Source organism: Microbulbifer sp. YPW1, assembly GCF_013367775.1.
Classification (GTDB): domain Bacteria; phylum Pseudomonadota; class Gammaproteobacteria; order Pseudomonadales; family Cellvibrionaceae; genus Microbulbifer.
This window is the reverse complement of sequence record NZ_CP055157.1, coordinates 363,154-381,083: the sequence shown is the minus strand read 5'-3', so window position 1 is coordinate 381,083 and position 17,930 is coordinate 363,154. Positions and strand designations below refer to the sequence as shown.

Annotated in this window: 12 protein-coding genes; 6 read left to right on the top strand and 6 right to left on the bottom strand. The window is 56.2% G+C overall.

From position 1 onward, the window contains the following. The first annotated feature begins 236 nt into the window (after positions 1–236). Entirely contained in the window at positions 237–2,003 is a 1,767-nt protein-coding gene (locus tag HUW35_RS01715; protein WP_181253990.1) for a DEAD/DEAH box helicase, read from the top strand. Positions 2,004–2,204: 201 nt separating this feature from the next. Further along, positions 2,205–4,532, top strand: a complete 2,328-nt coding sequence (locus tag HUW35_RS01710) for an Ig-like domain-containing protein (protein ID WP_181253989.1) — start codon at positions 2,205–2,207, stop codon at positions 4,530–4,532. Positions 4,533–4,601: 69 nt separating this feature from the next. Here HUW35_RS01710 and HUW35_RS01705 read toward each other — a convergent pair whose 3' ends face one another. Both HUW35_RS01705 and HUW35_RS01700 read right to left on the bottom strand, forming a co-directional pair. Next, positions 4,602–5,147, bottom strand: a complete 546-nt coding sequence (locus tag HUW35_RS01705; RefSeq protein WP_181253988.1) for a cytochrome b — start codon at positions 5,145–5,147, stop codon at positions 4,602–4,604. Positions 5,148–5,200: 53 nt separating this feature from the next. Beyond that, positions 5,201–6,124 (bottom strand): LysR family transcriptional regulator, encoded by a 924-nt coding sequence (locus tag HUW35_RS01700; RefSeq protein WP_181253987.1) that lies wholly within the window; start codon positions 6,122–6,124, stop codon positions 5,201–5,203. A 275-nt stretch (positions 6,125–6,399) separates the two neighbouring features. Between HUW35_RS01700 and metE the strand changes: the two genes are divergently transcribed. Further along, positions 6,400–8,634, top strand: coding sequence for a 5-methyltetrahydropteroyltriglutamate--homocysteine S-methyltransferase (metE, locus tag HUW35_RS01695; RefSeq protein ID WP_181253986.1), 2,235 nt, complete (start codon positions 6,400–6,402; stop codon positions 8,632–8,634). A gap of 141 nt (positions 8,635–8,775) precedes the next feature. Here the strand turns inward: metE and HUW35_RS01690 are convergent, their stop codons facing one another. The 3 genes from HUW35_RS01690 to pepQ all read right to left on the bottom strand — a co-directional run bounded on the left by HUW35_RS01690 (position 8,776) and on the right by pepQ (position 12,412). Further along, positions 8,776–9,648: a hypothetical protein gene (locus tag HUW35_RS01690; RefSeq protein WP_181253985.1), complete on the bottom strand. Its 873-nt coding sequence runs from the start codon at positions 9,646–9,648 to the stop codon at positions 8,776–8,778. Beyond that, positions 9,648–10,916, bottom strand: coding sequence for a hypothetical protein (locus HUW35_RS01685; RefSeq protein WP_181253984.1), 1,269 nt, complete (start codon positions 10,914–10,916; stop codon positions 9,648–9,650). Before HUW35_RS01685 ends, HUW35_RS01690 begins: the two co-directional genes overlap by 1 nt. 191 nt (positions 10,917–11,107) lie before the next feature. Next, positions 11,108–12,412 carry a Xaa-Pro dipeptidase gene (gene pepQ / locus HUW35_RS01680; RefSeq protein ID WP_181253983.1) on the bottom strand — a complete coding sequence of 435 codons (1,305 nt, stop codon included), beginning with the start codon at positions 12,410–12,412 and terminating at the stop codon, positions 11,108–11,110. A 98-nt stretch (positions 12,413–12,510) separates the two neighbouring features. Between pepQ and purU the strand changes: the two genes are divergently transcribed. The 3 genes from purU to HUW35_RS01665 all read left to right on the top strand — a co-directional run bounded on the left by purU (position 12,511) and on the right by HUW35_RS01665 (position 14,646). Beyond that, a complete protein-coding gene (gene purU / locus HUW35_RS01675; RefSeq protein ID WP_181253982.1) occupies positions 12,511–13,347 on the top strand; it encodes a formyltetrahydrofolate deformylase in 837 nt (278 codons plus the stop codon). Between the two features lie 23 nt (positions 13,348–13,370). Continuing rightward, the gene (locus HUW35_RS01670; protein WP_181253981.1) at positions 13,371–13,778 is read left to right on the top strand and encodes a hypothetical protein; all 408 of its coding nucleotides are present in this window, start codon (positions 13,371–13,373) and stop codon (positions 13,776–13,778) included. A gap of 133 nt (positions 13,779–13,911) precedes the next feature. Beyond that, positions 13,912–14,646, top strand: a complete 735-nt coding sequence (locus HUW35_RS01665) for an MHYT domain-containing protein (RefSeq protein WP_181253980.1) — start codon at positions 13,912–13,914, stop codon at positions 14,644–14,646. An 82-nt stretch (positions 14,647–14,728) separates the two neighbouring features. Here HUW35_RS01665 and gcvP read toward each other — a convergent pair whose 3' ends face one another. Next, positions 14,729–17,620: an aminomethyl-transferring glycine dehydrogenase gene (gene gcvP, locus HUW35_RS01660; protein WP_181253979.1), complete on the bottom strand. Its 2,892-nt coding sequence runs from the start codon at positions 17,618–17,620 to the stop codon at positions 14,729–14,731. Positions 17,621–17,930: the final 310 nt, after the last annotated feature.

The following is a 17,930-nucleotide window of genomic DNA, read 5'->3' as shown; positions in this document are numbered from 1 at the left end:
TTGTCCCGGCCCGTATCTGGCTTTGAGCCCGAGTAAGGCCTCAAGCGGGACAATTGTCAAAATGGGTAACAGACCTCCTCGCCACAGGCCCCTGTCTCTGAGTTGAATGAGCTTGAAATAGCCGGTGCTATTAATGGGCTTCTTCGCCTTGCCCAGCAATCTTCAGTCGTGCGCTATGGTTATCCCAGTGGGATTAGCGCCGACTCGGCTCCTATGTACATTCAAGTGAACTCAATATGACCGACAATTCTGCACCTGCTGGTTTTGACCAGCTGGGCCTGCCGACACAAATTCTCGAAGCCGTTACCAAACTGGGTTATGAAACCCCATCCCCGATCCAGGCACAGACCATTCCGTCACTGCTGGAAGGCCGCGACGTGCTGGGCCAGGCCCAGACCGGTACCGGCAAAACTGCCGCCTTCGCACTGCCGCTGCTGGCCGGGCTCGACCTGAAGAGCAAGCGCCCCCAGGCACTGGTACTGGCACCGACCCGTGAACTCGCCATCCAGGTGGCCGAGGCCTGCCAGTCTTACGCCGCCAATCTCAAAGGTTTTCACGTTGCCCCTATTTACGGTGGCGCCGACTACCGCGGCCAGATCCAGCAACTGAAGCGCGGTGTGCAGCTGGTTGTGGGTACCCCGGGCCGAGTGATGGACCATATGCGCAAGGGCACCTTGGACCTGTCCGGTCTCAAGACCCTGGTGCTGGATGAAGCCGACGAAATGCTGCGTATGGGCTTCATCGACGACGTGGAGTGGGTGCTCGAGCAGGTTCCCGCTGAGCGCCAGATCGCGCTGTTCTCCGCCACCATGCCGCGGGAGATTGCCAAGATTGCGCGCGATCACCTGAACAACCCGGTAGACGTGAAGATCAAGGTCAAGACCGAGACCGCCGATACCATCCGCCAGCGCTACTGGCCGGTGGGCGGCCTGCACAAGATGGATGCGCTGACCCGCATCCTCGAAGCGGAGCCTGTTGATGGCACCATCATTTTTGTGCGCACCAAGAACGCTACCGTTGAGATTGCCGACAAGCTGGCAGCTCGCGGATTTGCCAGCTCTGCCCTGAACGGCGACATGGCGCAGAACCTGCGCGAGCAGGTGATCGACAAGCTGAAGAAAGGCAAGCTGGATATCGTGGTAGCCACCGATGTGGCGGCCCGTGGTCTGGACGTGAAACGTATCAGTCACGTGATCAACTACGATATTCCTTACGATACCGAAGCCTATATCCACCGTATCGGCCGTACCGGCCGTGCCGGTCGCGAAGGCGATGCGATCCTGTTCGTGGCACCGCGCGAGCGCCGCATGCTGCGTGTGATCGAGAAGGCGACCAAGAAGCCCATCGAACGCCTCGAACTGCCGACTGCCAAGGCGGTAAACGCCTCGCGTATGGAGAAGTTCCGTCAGCGTATTACCGACACCCTGCAGGGCCGTGAAGACCTGGCGCCGTTCCGCGATCTGGTGGAGCAGTACCTGGCCGAAAACGAAATGGACCCGCTGGATGTAGCTGCTGCACTGGCCGCCATGGCCCAGGGCGACAGCCCGCTGCTGCTGGACGAGCGCGAGCCGAAGCAGCGCGACTTTAATGATCGGAACGAGCGCAGTGACCGCCGCGACGGCGACGACCGCAAGCGCGGCAAGAAAGGCTTTGATAAGCAGAAGCACGTTGGTCCGCCCGATGAAGGCAAAGAGCGTTTCCGCATCGAAGTAGGCCGCGACCACGGTGTACGCCCGGGCAGCGTAGTGGGTGCCATTGCCAACGAAGTGGATCTCGACAGCTCCTACATCGGCCGCATCGAAATCTACCCGGATTACACCACCGTGGACCTGCCGGAAGGCATGCCCAAGGAAATCTTCAACCACCTGAAAAAGGTGCGCGTAAACGGCCGCCCGATGAACATCGCCAAGTTCACCGACCAGGGTGGAAGCGGTGAAGGCCGCAAGGGTGGCAAGCCGTCTTTCGCCGCTAAAAAGCGCAAGCCGAAGCAGCCGCGTGACTGAGTAAATAGTTGTAGCTGCAAACAGAAAGGGCACCCACAGGGTGCCCTTTTTTGTGGGTGTTTGTTTTTGAATAATGAATATTTTGAGGTTTCTGGTCTCAACTTCGTCTATCTCTGGCGTCTATTTGCTTTTGGTGGTCCTTCTACATGTCCGCTTGCTGTGCCGCAGTGACGCTCGCTCAACGTAATTGGGAAATAGTTGATGAGTATAAAAAACAAGCATTTTAACGGGGCAGTTATCGGTGCCCTCAGTTTGGTACTGGTTGCCTGTGGTGGTGGCAGTAGCGGTGGCGGTAATGAAGGGGGGACACCTTCGGAGCCCACTAATCAGCCACCCTCGGTTAGTGCCGACCCCATCACTCTGATGGAAGGTGAGTCCGCAACAATAACTGCTTCCGCAACGGATCCTGAAGGTTCTTCCGTTTCCTATATGTGGGAGCAAAAAGCCGGTGCGTCTCTGACACTTGGTGATGTTGATACCGCCACGGTTTCAATCCAGGCCCCGGCAGTAGTCGAGAGCACTCAGGCAACCCTGGTGGTTACCGTAACTGACGCAGAGGGTGCCACGACCTCGGAGGAAGTGGTCGTGTCCATTACTGCTCGCATGGTCGGCGTGAGTATTGCGGGTGTGGTTACCGAGAGCCTTGCAGAAAATTCTGAAGTGTCATTCAACGTGGGTGAACAGCTGTTCACTACTGTGGTGGGCAGCGCTGGTCAGTACTCTACTACAATCTCAGTGGATGATAGTCTGGCCTCGGAGATGGTACGTGCCGAGGTACGTAATCCGGCGACTGGTCTCAAGCTGGTTTCTTTGATGGGGGACTTTTCGGCACTAGTGAGTGCGGCAGGCGAAGATGGTGTTGTCGTCCGCGATGAACTCCCCGCTGTCAATATATCAACGCTAACCACTGCATTGGCAGCTCAGGTGGAGCGGGGAGAGCCCGGCAGTGTCGAAACCACTGAACAGCTCACTGCACGCAAGAAACTGCTGAATGGTAGTGATATTTTTCATCTGGGGACTTTGATTCGGTTAGTGCTGGATCACGCAGGTACCGGGGAAGTAGTAATGCCGGATAGCTTTGCGGACACTTATGCACTGGCTGCAGATCGCGAGGCGGCTTCAAGGTTAATTAACGAGATTCAAACGAGCAACGCGTCGATTTACCAGGCTGCAGTTGACGAAGTTGCTGAAGACGCTCAGCGGGCTTTCCCGTCGCTCGCAATTCCTGCCGCAATGCAGGATACCTATTACTTTGACGGAATCGTAATCAACCCGATCCCGTTTAGTGGGCCTACGCGTATTTCTCTGGGGAACAACCTGAATTTAAATGCTCAGGGTAGCGGCACCTGGGGAGGTAATGAGGGCACAAGCGAAATTAGCTGGGAGGCTACCACCAATGGGCTCGAGATTGCTGGTGCAGAATTCGTGGTCGATTCAAGCCTGGTATACGACGAGAGCCTGGGAGTGCAGATCCAGCAAGAAACCGTCGTACAGCCGAAGCTAATCAAGTGGCTTGATTACGGAGAGGAAGTCGACTGGTTTTTAATTACCGCTGATCGCTTTACCCGTTACCCAAATGGTGAGTATCCACCTACCGAGGCGGAGCAGTTGACTGACGCAGCCATGGGAGTTCGCAGTGCAGGAGCAGTGCCTGTCGATCAGGCTTTACAGATGGGACTTGCGCTGAGCATTCCGCTACCGCTTGTGGAAGGCGAGGTGACCGAGCCTACCCCGGATTTTGAAGGGCAGTCTTTGTTGGTGCAATCCGTCCAGTTAACCTTTGCCGGGAACATTGAGACTGGTGGCAGTGTTACGGTGGTTGTAGATTCTATCTCCGGTGCCGGTGTGCCCGCTTCGAGCCAGGTGAGTACGTCGTGGGCGCTGAATGGCCGCGGGCATTTATTGATCGACAATATCCTCGGCTATGAAGCGGAACTGGTACTGTTGGAAAGCGATAACCTGAAGTCTCCACTAGTATTCGTTGCTCTCAGTAATGGGGTTGAAAAGCTTTCTACCGCAGGAAGAGCCTACCTTAAGGAGGCGCCAGCCTGGACGGCAGATCGAGCGGTAGGCATTTACACGTACCCGATGGATTTCAACGCCCCACACGAGCCGTTCTGGTTTGAAGTCAATGCGGATGGAACGGCTCTGACCGTGTCGACCTGGGATCGGAATGGGGATGGGGAAATTACCTCGGATGAAGTTACTTTGATGCCTGGCTTCTGGACTATCAACGAAGCAGGAAACCTGCTCATCCGTCGTTACTTTGCATCTACTTCAGGATTCTGTGAACCTGCCACCTGGGATCCGGCGCCTGGGGATGAGTGTGCGTTATATCACGAGCGGGAGTGGGTACTGCACCAGGACGGTGAGGGTATTGCGCTGCGGCACTACCACCGTGTCTTCGCAGACCCCTTCTTGGATGACTCCACGATGGCTCCAGAGGAACATGTTTTGAGTAACGGTAGTATTCTCAATACCTACATTGAGCGCGTGGCGGAGAGGCCTGCTCCTATCTCATCCATGTAACTTGGGGGCAAATAAAAAAACCGCGCACTTGCGCGGTTTTTTTTGGGGATGAGCCCCGTAAGGAAATACTTACTTCCTTCCAAAAGGCAGCATCTGCCGCAGGGTATTGTCCTTGGTAATAAAGTGATGCCACAGCGCGCCACCGATATGTAGTACCAGCAGTACCAGCAGCGCATTCCACAGGAATTCCTTGTGCAGGAACGCAAACTGTTTGGCGATATCGGTGTTTTTGGCCACAACGGAGGGCACGTCGATTATCCAGAACAGGGTGATGTCACGCCCTGCGAACTGACGCATCAACAGGCCGGTGATCGGCATACCCAGGATAATGATGTACATCAGGCTCTGCACCAGCAGGGATACGGGCTTCTGGAAGCTGCCGCCGTACAGTGTGGGGCGGCCGTGGGTGGCGCGCCAGTAGAGACGGAAAAGGCCGAGAAACAAAATCGAGAAGCCGAGGGAGTAGTGCACCACCATCCACCATCCGCGCATGGGATCGCTGCGCTCGTAAAACTCATGCAGCTCTACCGAGCCCCAGGCGAACAGGATAAAGAATGCAATTAGCCAGTGCAGGGATTTGATGGCCTTGCTCCAGCTATCGGGTGTGGATGTCATCGAGTGGTTCCTTCTTTTGATGTCGATTTATTGTTTCCGGTCTTGAATTTGGATTATTCGGCGGCGGCGCGCACCCCGTTGAGGTTGGCGAAGCAGGTATCCCGCGCTGTGGTGAAAAAGTCCTGCAAAAATGCCTGTTCCAGCATCTCTTCGCGAACCGCCGCGTAGAGTGTACTCCAAAGTCCACTTTTGCCCAGTCTAAGCTGGTTGACCAACCCTTTCTGTAAATATTCGTAAAGCGCCCAGTTAGGAAGCGCACACACACCGCGTCCGCTCACCACCAGTTGGACCATCATTACCGTCAGTTCTGCCGTGCGCACGGAAGCGGGTTCCACATCTGCGGGATCAAGGAAGTGCTGGAAGATATCCAGCCTTTCCCTTTCCACCGGATAGGTGATCTGCACTTCATCTGCCAGGTCCTGCGGCTCTACCCATTTCCGGTCCGCCAGCGGGTGTTTCCTGCTGATGGCCAGGCACATTTCGAAACTGAACAGGGGCTCGTAGTGAATCCCCTTGAGGGATTCATCCGGATTGCTGGTTACTACCAGGTCCAGGTCTCCCCGTACCAGCGCCGGCAGTGGAGCAAAGTTGAATCCGCTGGAAAGATCCAGCTCCACTTCCGGCCAGTCGTCCCGGTAGGCATCGAGTGTGGGCATCAGCCACTGGTAGCAGCTGTGGCACTCGATGGCGATATTCAGCCGCCCCGCATTGCCGGAGGCCAGCCGCGCGAGATCCCGCTGTGCGACGGCCACCCGCGGCAGCACATCGTCGGCCAGTTGCAGCAGGCGCAATCCGGCACTGGTAAAGCGCAGTGGGCGGGATTTGCGCACAAACAGGCTCTGTTCATGGCGCTCCTCCATCTCCCGGAACAGGTGGGACAGGGCGGACTGGGTGAGGTGCAGGCGCTCGGCGGCGCGCACCATGCTGCCAGTCTCCCGCAGGATGGTCAGGGCCCTGAGGTGGCGGAGTTCTATCATCGTGATGTCATACAGTCTTTAGGGAAATTCATTTTATTTTGAGTGATCGTGAAAATTATTGAATCTCATTTGGGGGGAGGGAAGCAAGTTTTTGTGTTGCCGGCCGGAAGCCTTCTCGCACCACCGGCTATATCTTCCCTCTGTACTTTAGTTTTTTTCATATTTTAGTTGAAAACTATGAAATTGATTAAACATTGGGTGCGCCGCAGAATGCTTGCCTGAATTCACAGCCCCGCGGGTGGAACCTCCGGGGCGGCATTGATTGGGAAATGGACATGGCAAAGACACACATTCTCGGATACCCGCGTATTGGCGCGAATCGCGAGCTGAAACGCGCGCAGGAAGCCTACTGGAAAGGGGACATCGACCAGAAAGCACTTCTGGCAGCGGGCTCCCAGGTGCGCAGTCAGAACTGGCAGGCGCAGCAGGCCGCGGGCCTGGCGCTGACGACCGTGGGCGATTTCGCCTGGTACGACCAGGTGCTGAATCACTCGCTCATGTTTGGCGTGATCCCCGAGCGTTTTGCCGAGGGTGCGGCAGATAACAAACTCGACCAGTATTTCCGTCTGGCCCGCGGTCGTGCGCCATCCGGCGAGCCTGTGGCGGCCAATGCCATGACCAAGTGGTTTGATACCAACTACCACTATCTGGTACCGGAATTTACCGACGACCAGAAGTTCTCCCTGGACAGCGAGTGGCTGCTGGCGGAAGTGCAGGAAGCTCAGAGCCTGGGGCACAATGTAAAGCCGGTCGTGATCGGCCCGCTGACCTACCTCTGGCTCGGCCGCGGTGTGGATAACGCCCTGGAATTGCTGCCAAAGCTGCTGCCCTGTTACGTCGAGTTACTCGAGCAACTGGCAAGCGCCGCCGCCCAGTGGGTTCAGATCGACGAGCCCATCCTCGGCCTGGACCTGCCCGCCCAGTGGCGCGATGCTTTCGGACCGACCTATCAGGCGTTGTCCAAAGCCAGTGGCAGTAAACTACTGCTCGCGAGCTATTTCTCGCCGCTGCAGGAAAATCTTCAGCTGGCATTTGATCTGCCTGTGGATGGTGTACATATCGATGCGGTGCGCGGGCCGGAAGAAGTGGCTCCCGCAGCTGCCGCACTGCGCGATGGGCAGGTCCTGTCCGTCGGCGTGATCAATGGCCGCAATGTCTGGCGAACGGATCTGACCCGCTGGCAGCAGGAGCTGTCACCGCTTGCGAGCAAGCTTGGCGAGCGCCTGTGGATATCTGCCAGTTGCTCACTCCTGCACAGCCCGGTGGACCTGGAAACCGAAACCAAACTGGCAGATGCGGATAAACAGAAACTGGCCTACAGCCGCCAGAAGCTGGATGAGCTGAACACCCTGCAGCAGGCGTTGAAACCCGGTGCCGATGTGCTGCCGGCAATTTCCAAAACCGAAAGCCCCAGTGAAGCCGACGTGCGCGCGGAACTGGATAGCACCTGGCGTGCAGAAAAGTATCCACAGCGTGCGGAAGTTCAGCGAGAGCGCTGGCAACTGCCCCTACTACCCACCACAACCATCGGCTCCTTCCCGCAGACCGATGTACTGCGACAGGTACGCAAGCAGTTCCGCAACCAGGAAATCAGTGCCGAGGACTACAACGGGCACCTGCGTGCGGAAATTGCCGAAGCCATCCGCCGTCAGGAAATCCTTGGGCTCGACGTGCTGGTACACGGCGAAGCCGAGCGCAACGATATGGTGGAGTACTTTGGTGAGCAGCTGGATGGATTTATCCACACCGGTAATGGCTGGGTACAGAGTTACGGTTCCCGCTGTGTGAAGCCACCGATTATCGCTGGGGATATCTCGCGGCCCAATCCAATGACCGTGCAGTGGAGCGAATACGCCCAGAGCCTGAGCAAGAAGCCGGTAAAAGGTATGCTCACGGGCCCGGTTACCATCCTTAACTGGTCCTTCCCCCGCGAGGACATTCCGCGCGCGGTCAGCTGCCTGCAGATTGCCAAGGCATTGCGCGAAGAGGTGCTGGACCTGGAAGCGGCGGGCATCGGTATCATCCAGATCGATGAACCGGCACTGCGCGAAGGGGTGCCGCTGCGTGTGTCCGGCCACGACGATTACTTTGCCTGGGCGGTGGGCTGCTTCCGCTACACCTGCAGTGAAGTAAAGGCGGAAACCCAGATCCACACCCACATGTGTTATTCCAACTTCAATGCGATCATGGATGCCATCGTGGCGCTGGATGCGGACGTTATCACCATCGAGTCCGCACGTTCAGACCTGCGTCTACTGGAGGCTTTTGCCGGAGAGAGGGGTGGGTACCCCAATGAAATCGGTCCGGGCATTTACGATATTCACTCGCCCAACGTGCCCGAGCGAAAGGAATTGGTAAATCGCCTGTACCAGCTGCTAAAAGTGATTCCGCAAGAGAAACTGTGGATAAATCCCGACTGTGGCCTGAAAACCCGCAACTGGGCAGAAGTGGGTTCGGCACTGTTGAATATGGTGGAAGCGGCGAGGACCGTCAGGGCCGAAGTGGCCTGATGCCCCGATCGCATTCCGATACCCCGTAAACGTAGGAGCCTGCCTTGCAGGCGAACCCCCGGATCTCCGGACCGTTCGCCTGCAGGGCAGGCTCCTACAGAGCCAAATCAAGTACGCCCAACCTAATGCGTTTTTAGAAAGCTATCCCACCAACGCCTTCCGCTGTTTCTCATTCATTTCAACGATATTCAAACCCGTCTCGTCCACCGTTGCTGGCCATTTTAACGGTGGGAAGTTTTTACTTACATTTAGGTCGGGGCAGGATTTGCGGAGTTCAGCGAGCTCCTTCTCAAGCTCGGGAGAGGGTTTCAGTTCTACGCTATTGATAATGTTGTTGATCAGGTCTAAGACTGGCTTAGAGCTGACAATGGACTCTTTTTCTTCGAAGCTTCCGGAAGCGTGAAGATGATAGGAAAAGCTGAGGCTGATAATCCGATCTTTAGTGATCGGAAATAAAAAGTAAATCGTTCTGTGCATGTCAATCGTATTCTCGACATGAAGCAGCGCGGCAGGAACGGGCAAATCATCAATAGCCTTCCATTTCAAAGGGGCCCTCCATCTGGCGACACCCTTTCCCCACTCATCGTATCCATACTCAGCAGTCAAATAACCTGAAATTGCTGATTCAAATGCTCTCGGGTGTAAAAAATTGAGATTTTCAGGTGGTACCTCTGGAGCCATTGCTAAAATGGCAAAACTTGCGTCGGCTTTTTCACCAACAAACCATGATCCGTAAAACGCATATTTTCTTGAGAATAATAGAGAATGCCACCACGTTTGTGTTGGATCATTGCCGGGTTTAAGGCTTTCTAAATCATACTCAAACCATCGCGGTGTGTACTGCTCTGACCCTGGGCGAAATAAATAGAATTGCTTTGGTGCTTTAAAACTGAGTTTGCTCCCGAGTAAGTCGTATGTATATTTACGCGCACGTGTGAAGTTCGGCCCCTTTGGGATACACAGACCATTTTGTTCTCTTAATTCAAAAGGGTTGTACTTAATAAAGTCTAACATCAGAATTTACTCTTAAATTGATTGTGCAGACGTGGCGCCCAATGTGCCGCAGCAGTATCAACTGTTTTAGTAAATGTATTTACTTCTTTGATATAAGGAGCTGCCTTACTTACAGCGGTTAAAAATACTCCCAATGCTGGAATGGAAGCTGCACCAGCAGTGCCCACCGTTCCCGCAATAACACCAATGTTAATACCAGCATAACCCGCAACGGCGCCAGCGAATGTGAGCCCTCCCGTGAACAAGGCTCCCATTTGTACACTGTCACCTATAGCGCGGCGAATTTTGTAGTCTTTTTCATTGGAAATTCTATTGACTGATGCGGCGGGCTGCCCAAAAACGGCGGATAAATTGATAGGAGATATTCTGCTGAGCTTCCTACCTATTGTGACATTAATAGCGCGCGCTGCATTCAGTACTTCAACTTGAGAAGTTTTTGGTTCATAAAGGAAAATACTGTGCTTAGGCAGCTTGACTCCCTGGCTAGCTAGAATTTTCATTGCTTGTGTGAGTACAGCGGACCCGCCGTATTCGGCTATCCATTTGACGTTATCCACTTTCCTCGATTGGTACATTGCTCGGGAAAGTAAAAGGGCTGAAGCATGAATGTCTGATTTGGCGCTCGGGTTTCGTGCGTCTTTTAAGTTGATCAACCCGCCGATTTTCTTTTTCCCTGGAGTAAAGTGCAGGTCGAAATTGGTTTTTCGTAAGGTTGATTCACCGGTTTCGGTGCTGTAATGGCTGGATGCGACTTTCGGGGCTGTTGCTCTAGCAGCTTTATTAGGGTCTGGATACCCTGAATTACATACGGCAACAAGTCGTCCCTTTTGAGGAGATATTTTCCCTGCTTTGCTCTTTACCGAAGTCCATACTTCCTCTCTGGTGTAGAGCGCTTCATAGATGCCGGGTGTGTTTTCTTTTTGTTGTAACTCCGCATACCCCGCATCCGCCTCAAAATAAACAATCTTGAATGCATCCTTGGACTGCTTTTCCACCGTAACCTTACAGCCCGGCAGAATCATCACAAACTCTTCCTCACCGCCACGGTGCACAGGACCGGGCTTGATAAAGATATTGTCCTGATGGAGGCGGCCAGAGGCGAGTTGGTGGAGGGCGTTGACGGTGATCTGGGCCCAGTAGTTGCCTTGTTTGGCGAGATTGCGGATTTCCTTGTACACGGGTTCCGCTTGCGGGGTGATGCTGACTTTTTTGCCGGCGGATTTTCCGGCAATGATCACATCTTGCTTGAGGCCTTTGTTGGCAAACATGCTTCAACTCCATTTGAATATTTCCCTGGAGCTGATCTTATCTAAGTGAGATTTGTTTGGCTATTATTTGAGCGCAATTGGTACTTGTGTGCGAAGTGGTGGATATATCAGGGGTCGCCTGCAGGGCAGGCTCCTACTTGGCGCGGTGCCGTATAGGAGTCTGCCCTGCAGGCGAATGGGAGTGTATTTAATTAATAACAATCCCGCGTCATATTCTCCACGCGATCCGCGTGCACAATAAGATTGTCCTCAATACGCACACCGCCGAACGGACGCAGTTTTTCCACCTTGTCCCAGTTCACTTCATCTGCCAGCTGGGATTCCTTCAGGTCTGCCAGCAGGCTCTCGATAAAGTAGAGGCCGGGTTCAATGGTGAAGACCTGGTTTTCCTCAATGGTGCGAGTGGTACGCAGGAACGGAAACTCCGACGGCGGCGGGGTAGTGCCGCCTTCCGGCGCGGTCTGGTGGCCGCCCACGTCGTGTACCTGCAGGCCGAGGAAATGGCCGAGGCCGTGGGGCATAAAGGTACCGGTGAGGCCGGATTCCACTGCGCTTTCGGGGGAGGTCTTGATCACGCCAAACTGCTGGAGCAGCTGACCAATTTTGTTGTGGCATTCACGGTGTAGCTCGATATAGGAGGCGCCCGGAGTCAGGCCCGCAACCAGTTCCTGCTCTTTCTCGTGCATCGCCGTAACGAGATCAGCGAACTCGCCTTCGCGATAGGCGTAGCTGCGGGTAATGTCGGCACAGTAGCCGTTGCAGTCGGCACCGGCGTCGATCAGAAAGCTGCGACGTTCGCTTTCCGGCAGCTTTTCTGTGGATAAGTGGGTGTAGTGCAGGATGGCACCGTGCTCGTTCAGGCCCACAATGTTGCCGTAAGGCATCTGGTTTTCGCCCTGGCCGGCGGCCTTCAAATACGCCAGGTTGATTTCGAATTCGCTGGCTCCCGCGCGGAATGCCTCTTCCGCAGCTTTGTGGGCACCCACGGCGATTCGGTTGGCTTCCCGCAGGCAGGCGAATTCGTAAGGCGTCTTGTAAGCGCGCGCCCAGTGCAGGCGGTCGATCAGGTGCTGCGGATTGCGCTCGCCAATTTCCCAGCCTTCCAGTTTCGCGGTCTCGCCAATAAACGCCGCGTCTTCTCCGTTCAGAAACATCTTCGCCTCATCCGGTTTGGCGAGCAGCTCGATGTCGTACTCATCGCTCCAGAACGTCTGGGGGGCAGGCGGCACGTAATGCCAGAAGTCCACCGGGCGGTAAAACAGCAGCTTCGGCTTCTGCCCGCGGCGGTAGATCACCCAGCTGTGCGGGTTGTCGGTAACCGGTACCAGCGCTTTGAACTGGGGGTTCACGCGGAACGGGTAGTAGTTGTCGTCCAGAAACTGCACAGAGGGCGCGCCGCTGAAGACGTTCAGGGTCTCAAAGCCGCACTGTTCGAGAATATCGTCGTAGCGTTTGCGCAGGGTGGCCAGGTGTTCGCTGAAGAGTTGCTTGTCCATATTGCCCCGAATTTGGTTAAAGATTAGCCTGCGTGGCAGGTGCACGAATGCACATAGTGTATAGTCGGCTCTCTGAATAATTAGTCTGATTTTGGGCCATGGAAAAGAAGATACTGCTAACGGACTGCCCGGATGCCAAGGGGCTGATCGCGAAGATCACCAACATCTGCTACAAGCACCAGCTGAACATTACCAAGAACGACGAGTTCGTCGATCGCGCCCAGGGCCGCTTCTTTATGCGCACCGCCCTCGAGGGCAACTTCAATGATACGACCCTGCTGGAAGACTTGGACCTGGCGCTGCCCGAAGGGGCGGAGCGCAAGCTGGTTGCCAGTGGCCGCAAGCGTCTGGTGCTGATGGTGACCAAGGAAGCGCACTGCCTGGGCGATATTCTGATGAAGTGCTATTCCGGGGCGCTGGATGTGGAGATCGCTGCGGTGATCGGTAACCACAATAACCTGCAGTCATTGGTGGAGAAGTTTGATATCCCTTTCCACTGGGTGCCGGCGGACAATCTGGAGCGCGCGCAGCACGAAGAGCAGGTGATGCAGCTGGTGGACAGCTACGAACCGGATTACCTGATTCTCGCCAAGTATATGCGGGTGCTGACTCCACAATTTGTAGCCCATTATCGGAAGCGCATTATCAATATCCATCACTCCTTCCTACCAGCCTTTATCGGTGCCAAACCCTATCAGCAGGCATTCGAGCGCGGGGTCAAGATCATCGGGGCTACGGCACACTTTGTGACCGACGATCTGGATGAGGGTCCGATCATTGAGCAGGATGTGATTCACGTGGACCATGGCTACTCTGCGGAGTCCATGGCCAGTGCCGGTCGCGATGTGGAAAAGCAGGTGTTGAGCCGAGCCCTGCAACTTGTGCTGGAAGAGCGTGTCTTTATCCATGGCAATCGAACCGTGGTGTTCAAATAGCGTTTAAAAAATAGGGGAAAGCGATGTTCAGCCGTTTGTTCTTCAATTCCTTGTGTGCTTCTACCTTGCTGCTTGCTGGATGCGCCAGCGAGCCCAAGGCGCCCAACCCTGGGCTGAAGGAATCTTTCCATACCGAGATTTCTGCGAACGGGTCCAAGCGTTTTACCTACTCCCTGGAAATGGCGGCGCCGATGATTCGCGGGCCCTATACAGAGAGCCCCAACATGCGTAATGGCATGGTGCGGCAACAGGAAATGGCGCGATCCTCAAGGGGAAGCCGGACCCAAGAGCGCGACTTTGACTATGCGCTGAAACTCAAACTGCAGGAAACCGGGTTCTGCCGGGATGGGTATTTTGTGATCGATCGCGTGGTATCCCACCTCGGTGGTGAAGTGCGCGGCGAGTGCCGCGATCCTGCAGAGCGCCTATAGACCTCCCCTCAACCCCGAAGAGTCTCGCTGAAACTGATCTGCTACTGACAAAGCCACGTATGAGAAGCATGTCGCCCAGATTTGTGGGTGCCGTCACGCGATTTTTGTTAAGCGGAGTTTCTACGGGACCCTTATGTTCGATCAATACAGTATTCCACTGGTCATCCTTTCCTATTGCATTTCCGTACTCGGGTCCTTTGCTGCATTGCAGCTGGTTACCGGTATCTCAGAGGCTGTTATCAAGGCTGATCGCTTGCGAGCCATATTGTTCGCCGGTCTTGCCATGGGAGGCGGTGCCATCTGGTCAATGCATTTTGTGGGCATGATGGCTCTGAAGTCCCACATGCCCATGTCCTACGACGTATTGCAGACGGTGCTTTCGGTAGTGATTGCCGTGGCTGCCTGCACTGGTGGCCTGGCAATATTAGGTAGCGGGCGCTTTACCATCGACAAGCTTTTGCCTACTTCTATCCTGATGGGGATTGGCGTTGCCGGTATGCACTATATGGGAATGGAAGCGATGCTGATGCCGGCGTCGATCGAGTACAACCTGAATATTCTGATCATCTCTGTGGTAATCGCAGTGGTTGCCGCCTTTGCAGCACTGTGGATGGCTTTCCATTTGCACGGTATCTGGCAGAAGCTGGGAAGTGCTCTGATCATGGGGGTTGCCGTTTGCGGAATGCATTACACCGGTATGGCGGCGGCCACGTATCGACATACCGGCGTGGTGCCTGAATCCGGCTTTGCCGGTGCCCTGAGTGGAGATCATCTCGGTGGTGTGACCATTGTGATCAGTGTGGCGATTATCGCGATGGCCCTTAGGGTCAATCACTGGTACCGCAACCGTCCAGCGGTTCCCGCATGATGTGTGAATAATTTGTTGCAATAAAAAAGGCCGCCACCTGTTTCAGGTGGCGGCCTTTTTTTATGGGCTTAATCCGGAGGGATTAGTCCATATAGCTCTCAACCGGCGGGCAGGAGCAGATCAGGTTGCGGTCACCGTAGACGTTGTCGATACGGTTGGACGCCGGCCACACCTTGTGGTGCTTGAGCCAGGCGGCCGGGCGGGCGGCCACTTCGCGGCTGTAGGCGTGGGTCCACTCGTCGGTCATCACGTCGTCTTGCGTATGCGGTGCATTGTGCAGCGGGTTGTCTTCCGCGGTGTATTTGCCGCTGGCCACGTCTTCCGCTTCCTGGCGGATGGTTGCCATGGCTTCCACGAAGCGATCCAGCTCTTCCTGGGCCTCGGACTCGGTGGGCTCGATCATCAGGGTACCGGCCACCGGGAAGGACATGGTAGGGGCGTGGAAACCGAAGTCCATCAGGCGCTTGGCGATGTCTTCCTCGGTGATGCCACTGGCTTCCTTCAGCGGGCGCAGGTCGATCAGGCACTCGTGGGCGATAAAGCCATTGCTGCCCTTGTACAGCAGCGGGTAGTGCTCGCTCAGTTTCTTGGCCACGTAGTTGGCATTCAGGATCGCGGTCTCGGTCGCCAGCTTCATGCCCTGCTTGCCCATCATGCGGATATACATCCAGCTGATCGGCAGGATGCTGGCAGAGCCCCAGGGAGCCGCAGAAATGGTGCCATTGACCGGGTCATTGCCCGGCACTTCGGTCACCGGGTGACCGGCCAGGTAGGGCTTCAAGTGTTCGCCAACGGCAATCGGGCCCATACCGGGGCCGCCGCCACCGTGGGGGATACAGAAGGTCTTGTGCAGGTTCAGGTGGGATACGTCGCCGCCGAACTTGCCCGGCGCAGCCACGCCGATCAGCGCGTTCATGTTGGCGCCGTCAATGTACACCTGGCCACCGGCGTTGTGGATAAGTTCGCAGATCTCGCGAATACCTTCCTCGAACACACCGTGGGTGGACGGGTAGGTGACCATCAGCGCGGCGATGCGGTCGCCGTGCTCTTCGATCTTCGCTTTCAGGTCGGCAACGTCTACGTTGCCCTTGTTGTCACAGGCAACCACGACCACCTTCATGCTGACCATCATCGCGGAAGCCGGGTTGGTACCGTGGGCAGAGGCGGGAATCAGGCAGATATCGCGCTGGCCTTCGCCTTTTGCTTCCAGGTATTTCTTGATTGCTACCAGGCCGGCGTATTCGCCCTGGGAGCCGGCGTTCGGCTGCAGGCTGACGGCGTCGTAACCGGTACATTCTGCCAGCATGGCTTCCAGCTGCTTGAACATCTCGCGGTAACCTTCGGCCTGGTCAGCGGGGGCAAACGGGTGCAGTTTGCCGAATTCCGGCCAGGTCACCGGGATCATTTCCGCGGTGGCGTTCAGCTTCATGGTGCAGGAACCCAGCGGGATCATGCTGTGGTTCAGGGCGATGTCCTTGGACTCCAGGGTCTTCAGGTAGCGCAGCATTTCGGTTTCAGAATGGTGCGTGTTGAATACCGGGTGGGTCAGGAAGTCCGTGTTGCGCTGCAGGCTGGCCGGTACACCGGCGGGGCCTTTGGCGACCAGTTCACTGTCGAGCTTGCCAAGGTCCAGGCCGTGCTCGCCATCGGCAAAGACCGCCAGTAGCTCGGAGACATCCGCCAGCTTGGTGGTTTCGTTCAGGCTCATGCCGAGCGCGTCGCTGCCCACTTTGCGCAGGTTGATTTCGGCGGCGATGGCGCGATCAAAAATGGCGGACTGCTTGTCGCCGACCTTGATGGTCAGGGTGTCGAACCAGCTCTCGTGGGTGAGTTCGAAGCCCAGCTGCTGCAGGCCTGCGGCGAGAATATCGGTGAGGCGCTGAATACGCGCGGCAATATTCTTAAGACCCTCGGGGCCGTGGTAAATCGCGTAGAAGGCGCTCATCACCGCCAGCAGCACCTGGGAGGTACAGATGTTGGAGTTGGCCTTTTCGCGGCGGATGTGCTGCTCGCGGGTCTGCATGGCCATACGCAGGGCGCGCTTGCCCTTGCTGTCGACGGAAACGCCGATGATCCGGCCGGGCGCGGAGCGCTTGTAAGCTTCGCGGAAGGCGAAGAAACCGGCGTGCGGGCCGCCGTAACCCATGGGGATACCGAAGCGCTGGTTACAGCCGACCACCACGTCTGCGCCCATTTCACCCGGCGCTTTCAGGGCCACCAGGCTCATCAGGTCGGCGGCTACGGTCACCAGGGCGCCAGCATCGTGCACCTTGCTGATCAGGTCGGTGAGGTCGCGTACCACACCGGTGGAGCCGGGGTACTGGAACAGGGCACCGAACAGCTCTTCCGGCAGCTCGGTTTCCGGGTTGCCTACCAGCACGTCGAAACCGAAGTGCTCAGCACGGGTTTTGACTACCGCAATGGTTTGCGGGTGGCAGTCGGCATCCACAAAGAAGGTGTTGGACTTGTTGCGCTTCACCTGGCGCTTACACATGGCCATGGCTTCTGCAGCGGCGGTGCCTTCGTCCAGCATGGAGGCATTGGCCAGTTCCATGCCGGTGAGGTCCATGATCATCTGCTGGAAGTTCAGCAGGCCTTCCAGGCGACCCTGGGCGATTTCCGGCTGGTAGGGGGTATAGGCGGTGTACCAGCCCGGGTTTTCCAGCACGTTGCGCAGGATCACGTTGGGGGTGATGGTGTCGTGATAGCCCATACCAATAAAGGTGCGGTAGATCTTGTTGCGGCTGGCCAGGGCTTTCAGTTCCGCCAGTGCCTCCTGCTCGTCCACGGCATCCGCCAGGTCCAGGTCGTCTGACTTGCGGATGGCGGCGGGAACGGTCTTTTCAATCAGTTCATCCAGGCTGGCAACCCCGAGGGTTTTTAGCATGGCCTGGGTCTGCGCCGCATCCGGGCCGATATGGCGGCGGATAAATGCGTCGTGCTGTTCCAACTGCTTGAGGGAAGGCTGGGTCATGGTGGATGGATTCCTGTAAACACTGAATGTGCAGCCGGTGCGCTGATGTCGGGAGCTACCGGTAAAAAATAGCAAAGTGGGCCAATGGCAGGGGCGCGGCCTGACTGGGGCCGGCGTTGCCGGGGCTGGATGCCTGTGCAATCGACATCCGGTAATACTGGTGTGGCAGAGTCTACTCGCCCAACCGGTATTCATGGCCAGTTTGTGACCCGGTATTGCTGCGGGTTCCGGCCGGCGCGCATCTTAGCAACGGCAGGGATTGTGGGCAATTCGCGCTCATTGAGGTCAAATCTATGCTGAAAGAGTCGCG

Bases quoted from the DNA above. Each gene is read 5' to 3' on its own strand.
- HUW35_RS01715 (WP_181253990.1), top strand. From the start codon at position 237: ATGACCGACAATTCTGCACCTGCTGGTTTTGACCAGCTGGGCCTGCCG.
- HUW35_RS01685 (WP_181253984.1), bottom strand. From the start codon at position 10,916: ATGTTTGCCAACAAAGGCCTCAAGCAAGATGTGATCATTGCCGGAAAA.
- gcvP (WP_181253979.1), bottom strand. From the start codon at position 17,620: ATGACCCAGCCTTCCCTCAAGCAGTTGGAACAGCACGACGCATTTATC.
- metE (WP_181253986.1), top strand. From the start codon at position 6,400: ATGGCAAAGACACACATTCTCGGATACCCGCGTATTGGCGCGAATCGC.
- HUW35_RS01700 (WP_181253987.1), bottom strand. From the start codon at position 6,124: ATGATAGAACTCCGCCACCTCAGGGCCCTGACCATCCTGCGGGAGACT.
- HUW35_RS01690 (WP_181253985.1), bottom strand. From the start codon at position 9,648: ATGTTAGACTTTATTAAGTACAACCCTTTTGAATTAAGAGAACAAAAT.
- HUW35_RS01670 (WP_181253981.1), top strand. From the start codon at position 13,371: ATGTTCAGCCGTTTGTTCTTCAATTCCTTGTGTGCTTCTACCTTGCTG.
- HUW35_RS01710 (WP_181253989.1), top strand. From the start codon at position 2,205: ATGAGTATAAAAAACAAGCATTTTAACGGGGCAGTTATCGGTGCCCTC.
- pepQ (WP_181253983.1), bottom strand. From the start codon at position 12,412: ATGGACAAGCAACTCTTCAGCGAACACCTGGCCACCCTGCGCAAACGC.
- purU (WP_181253982.1), top strand. From the start codon at position 12,511: ATGGAAAAGAAGATACTGCTAACGGACTGCCCGGATGCCAAGGGGCTG.
- HUW35_RS01705 (WP_181253988.1), bottom strand. From the start codon at position 5,147: ATGACATCCACACCCGATAGCTGGAGCAAGGCCATCAAATCCCTGCAC.
- HUW35_RS01665 (WP_181253980.1), top strand. From the start codon at position 13,912: ATGTTCGATCAATACAGTATTCCACTGGTCATCCTTTCCTATTGCATT.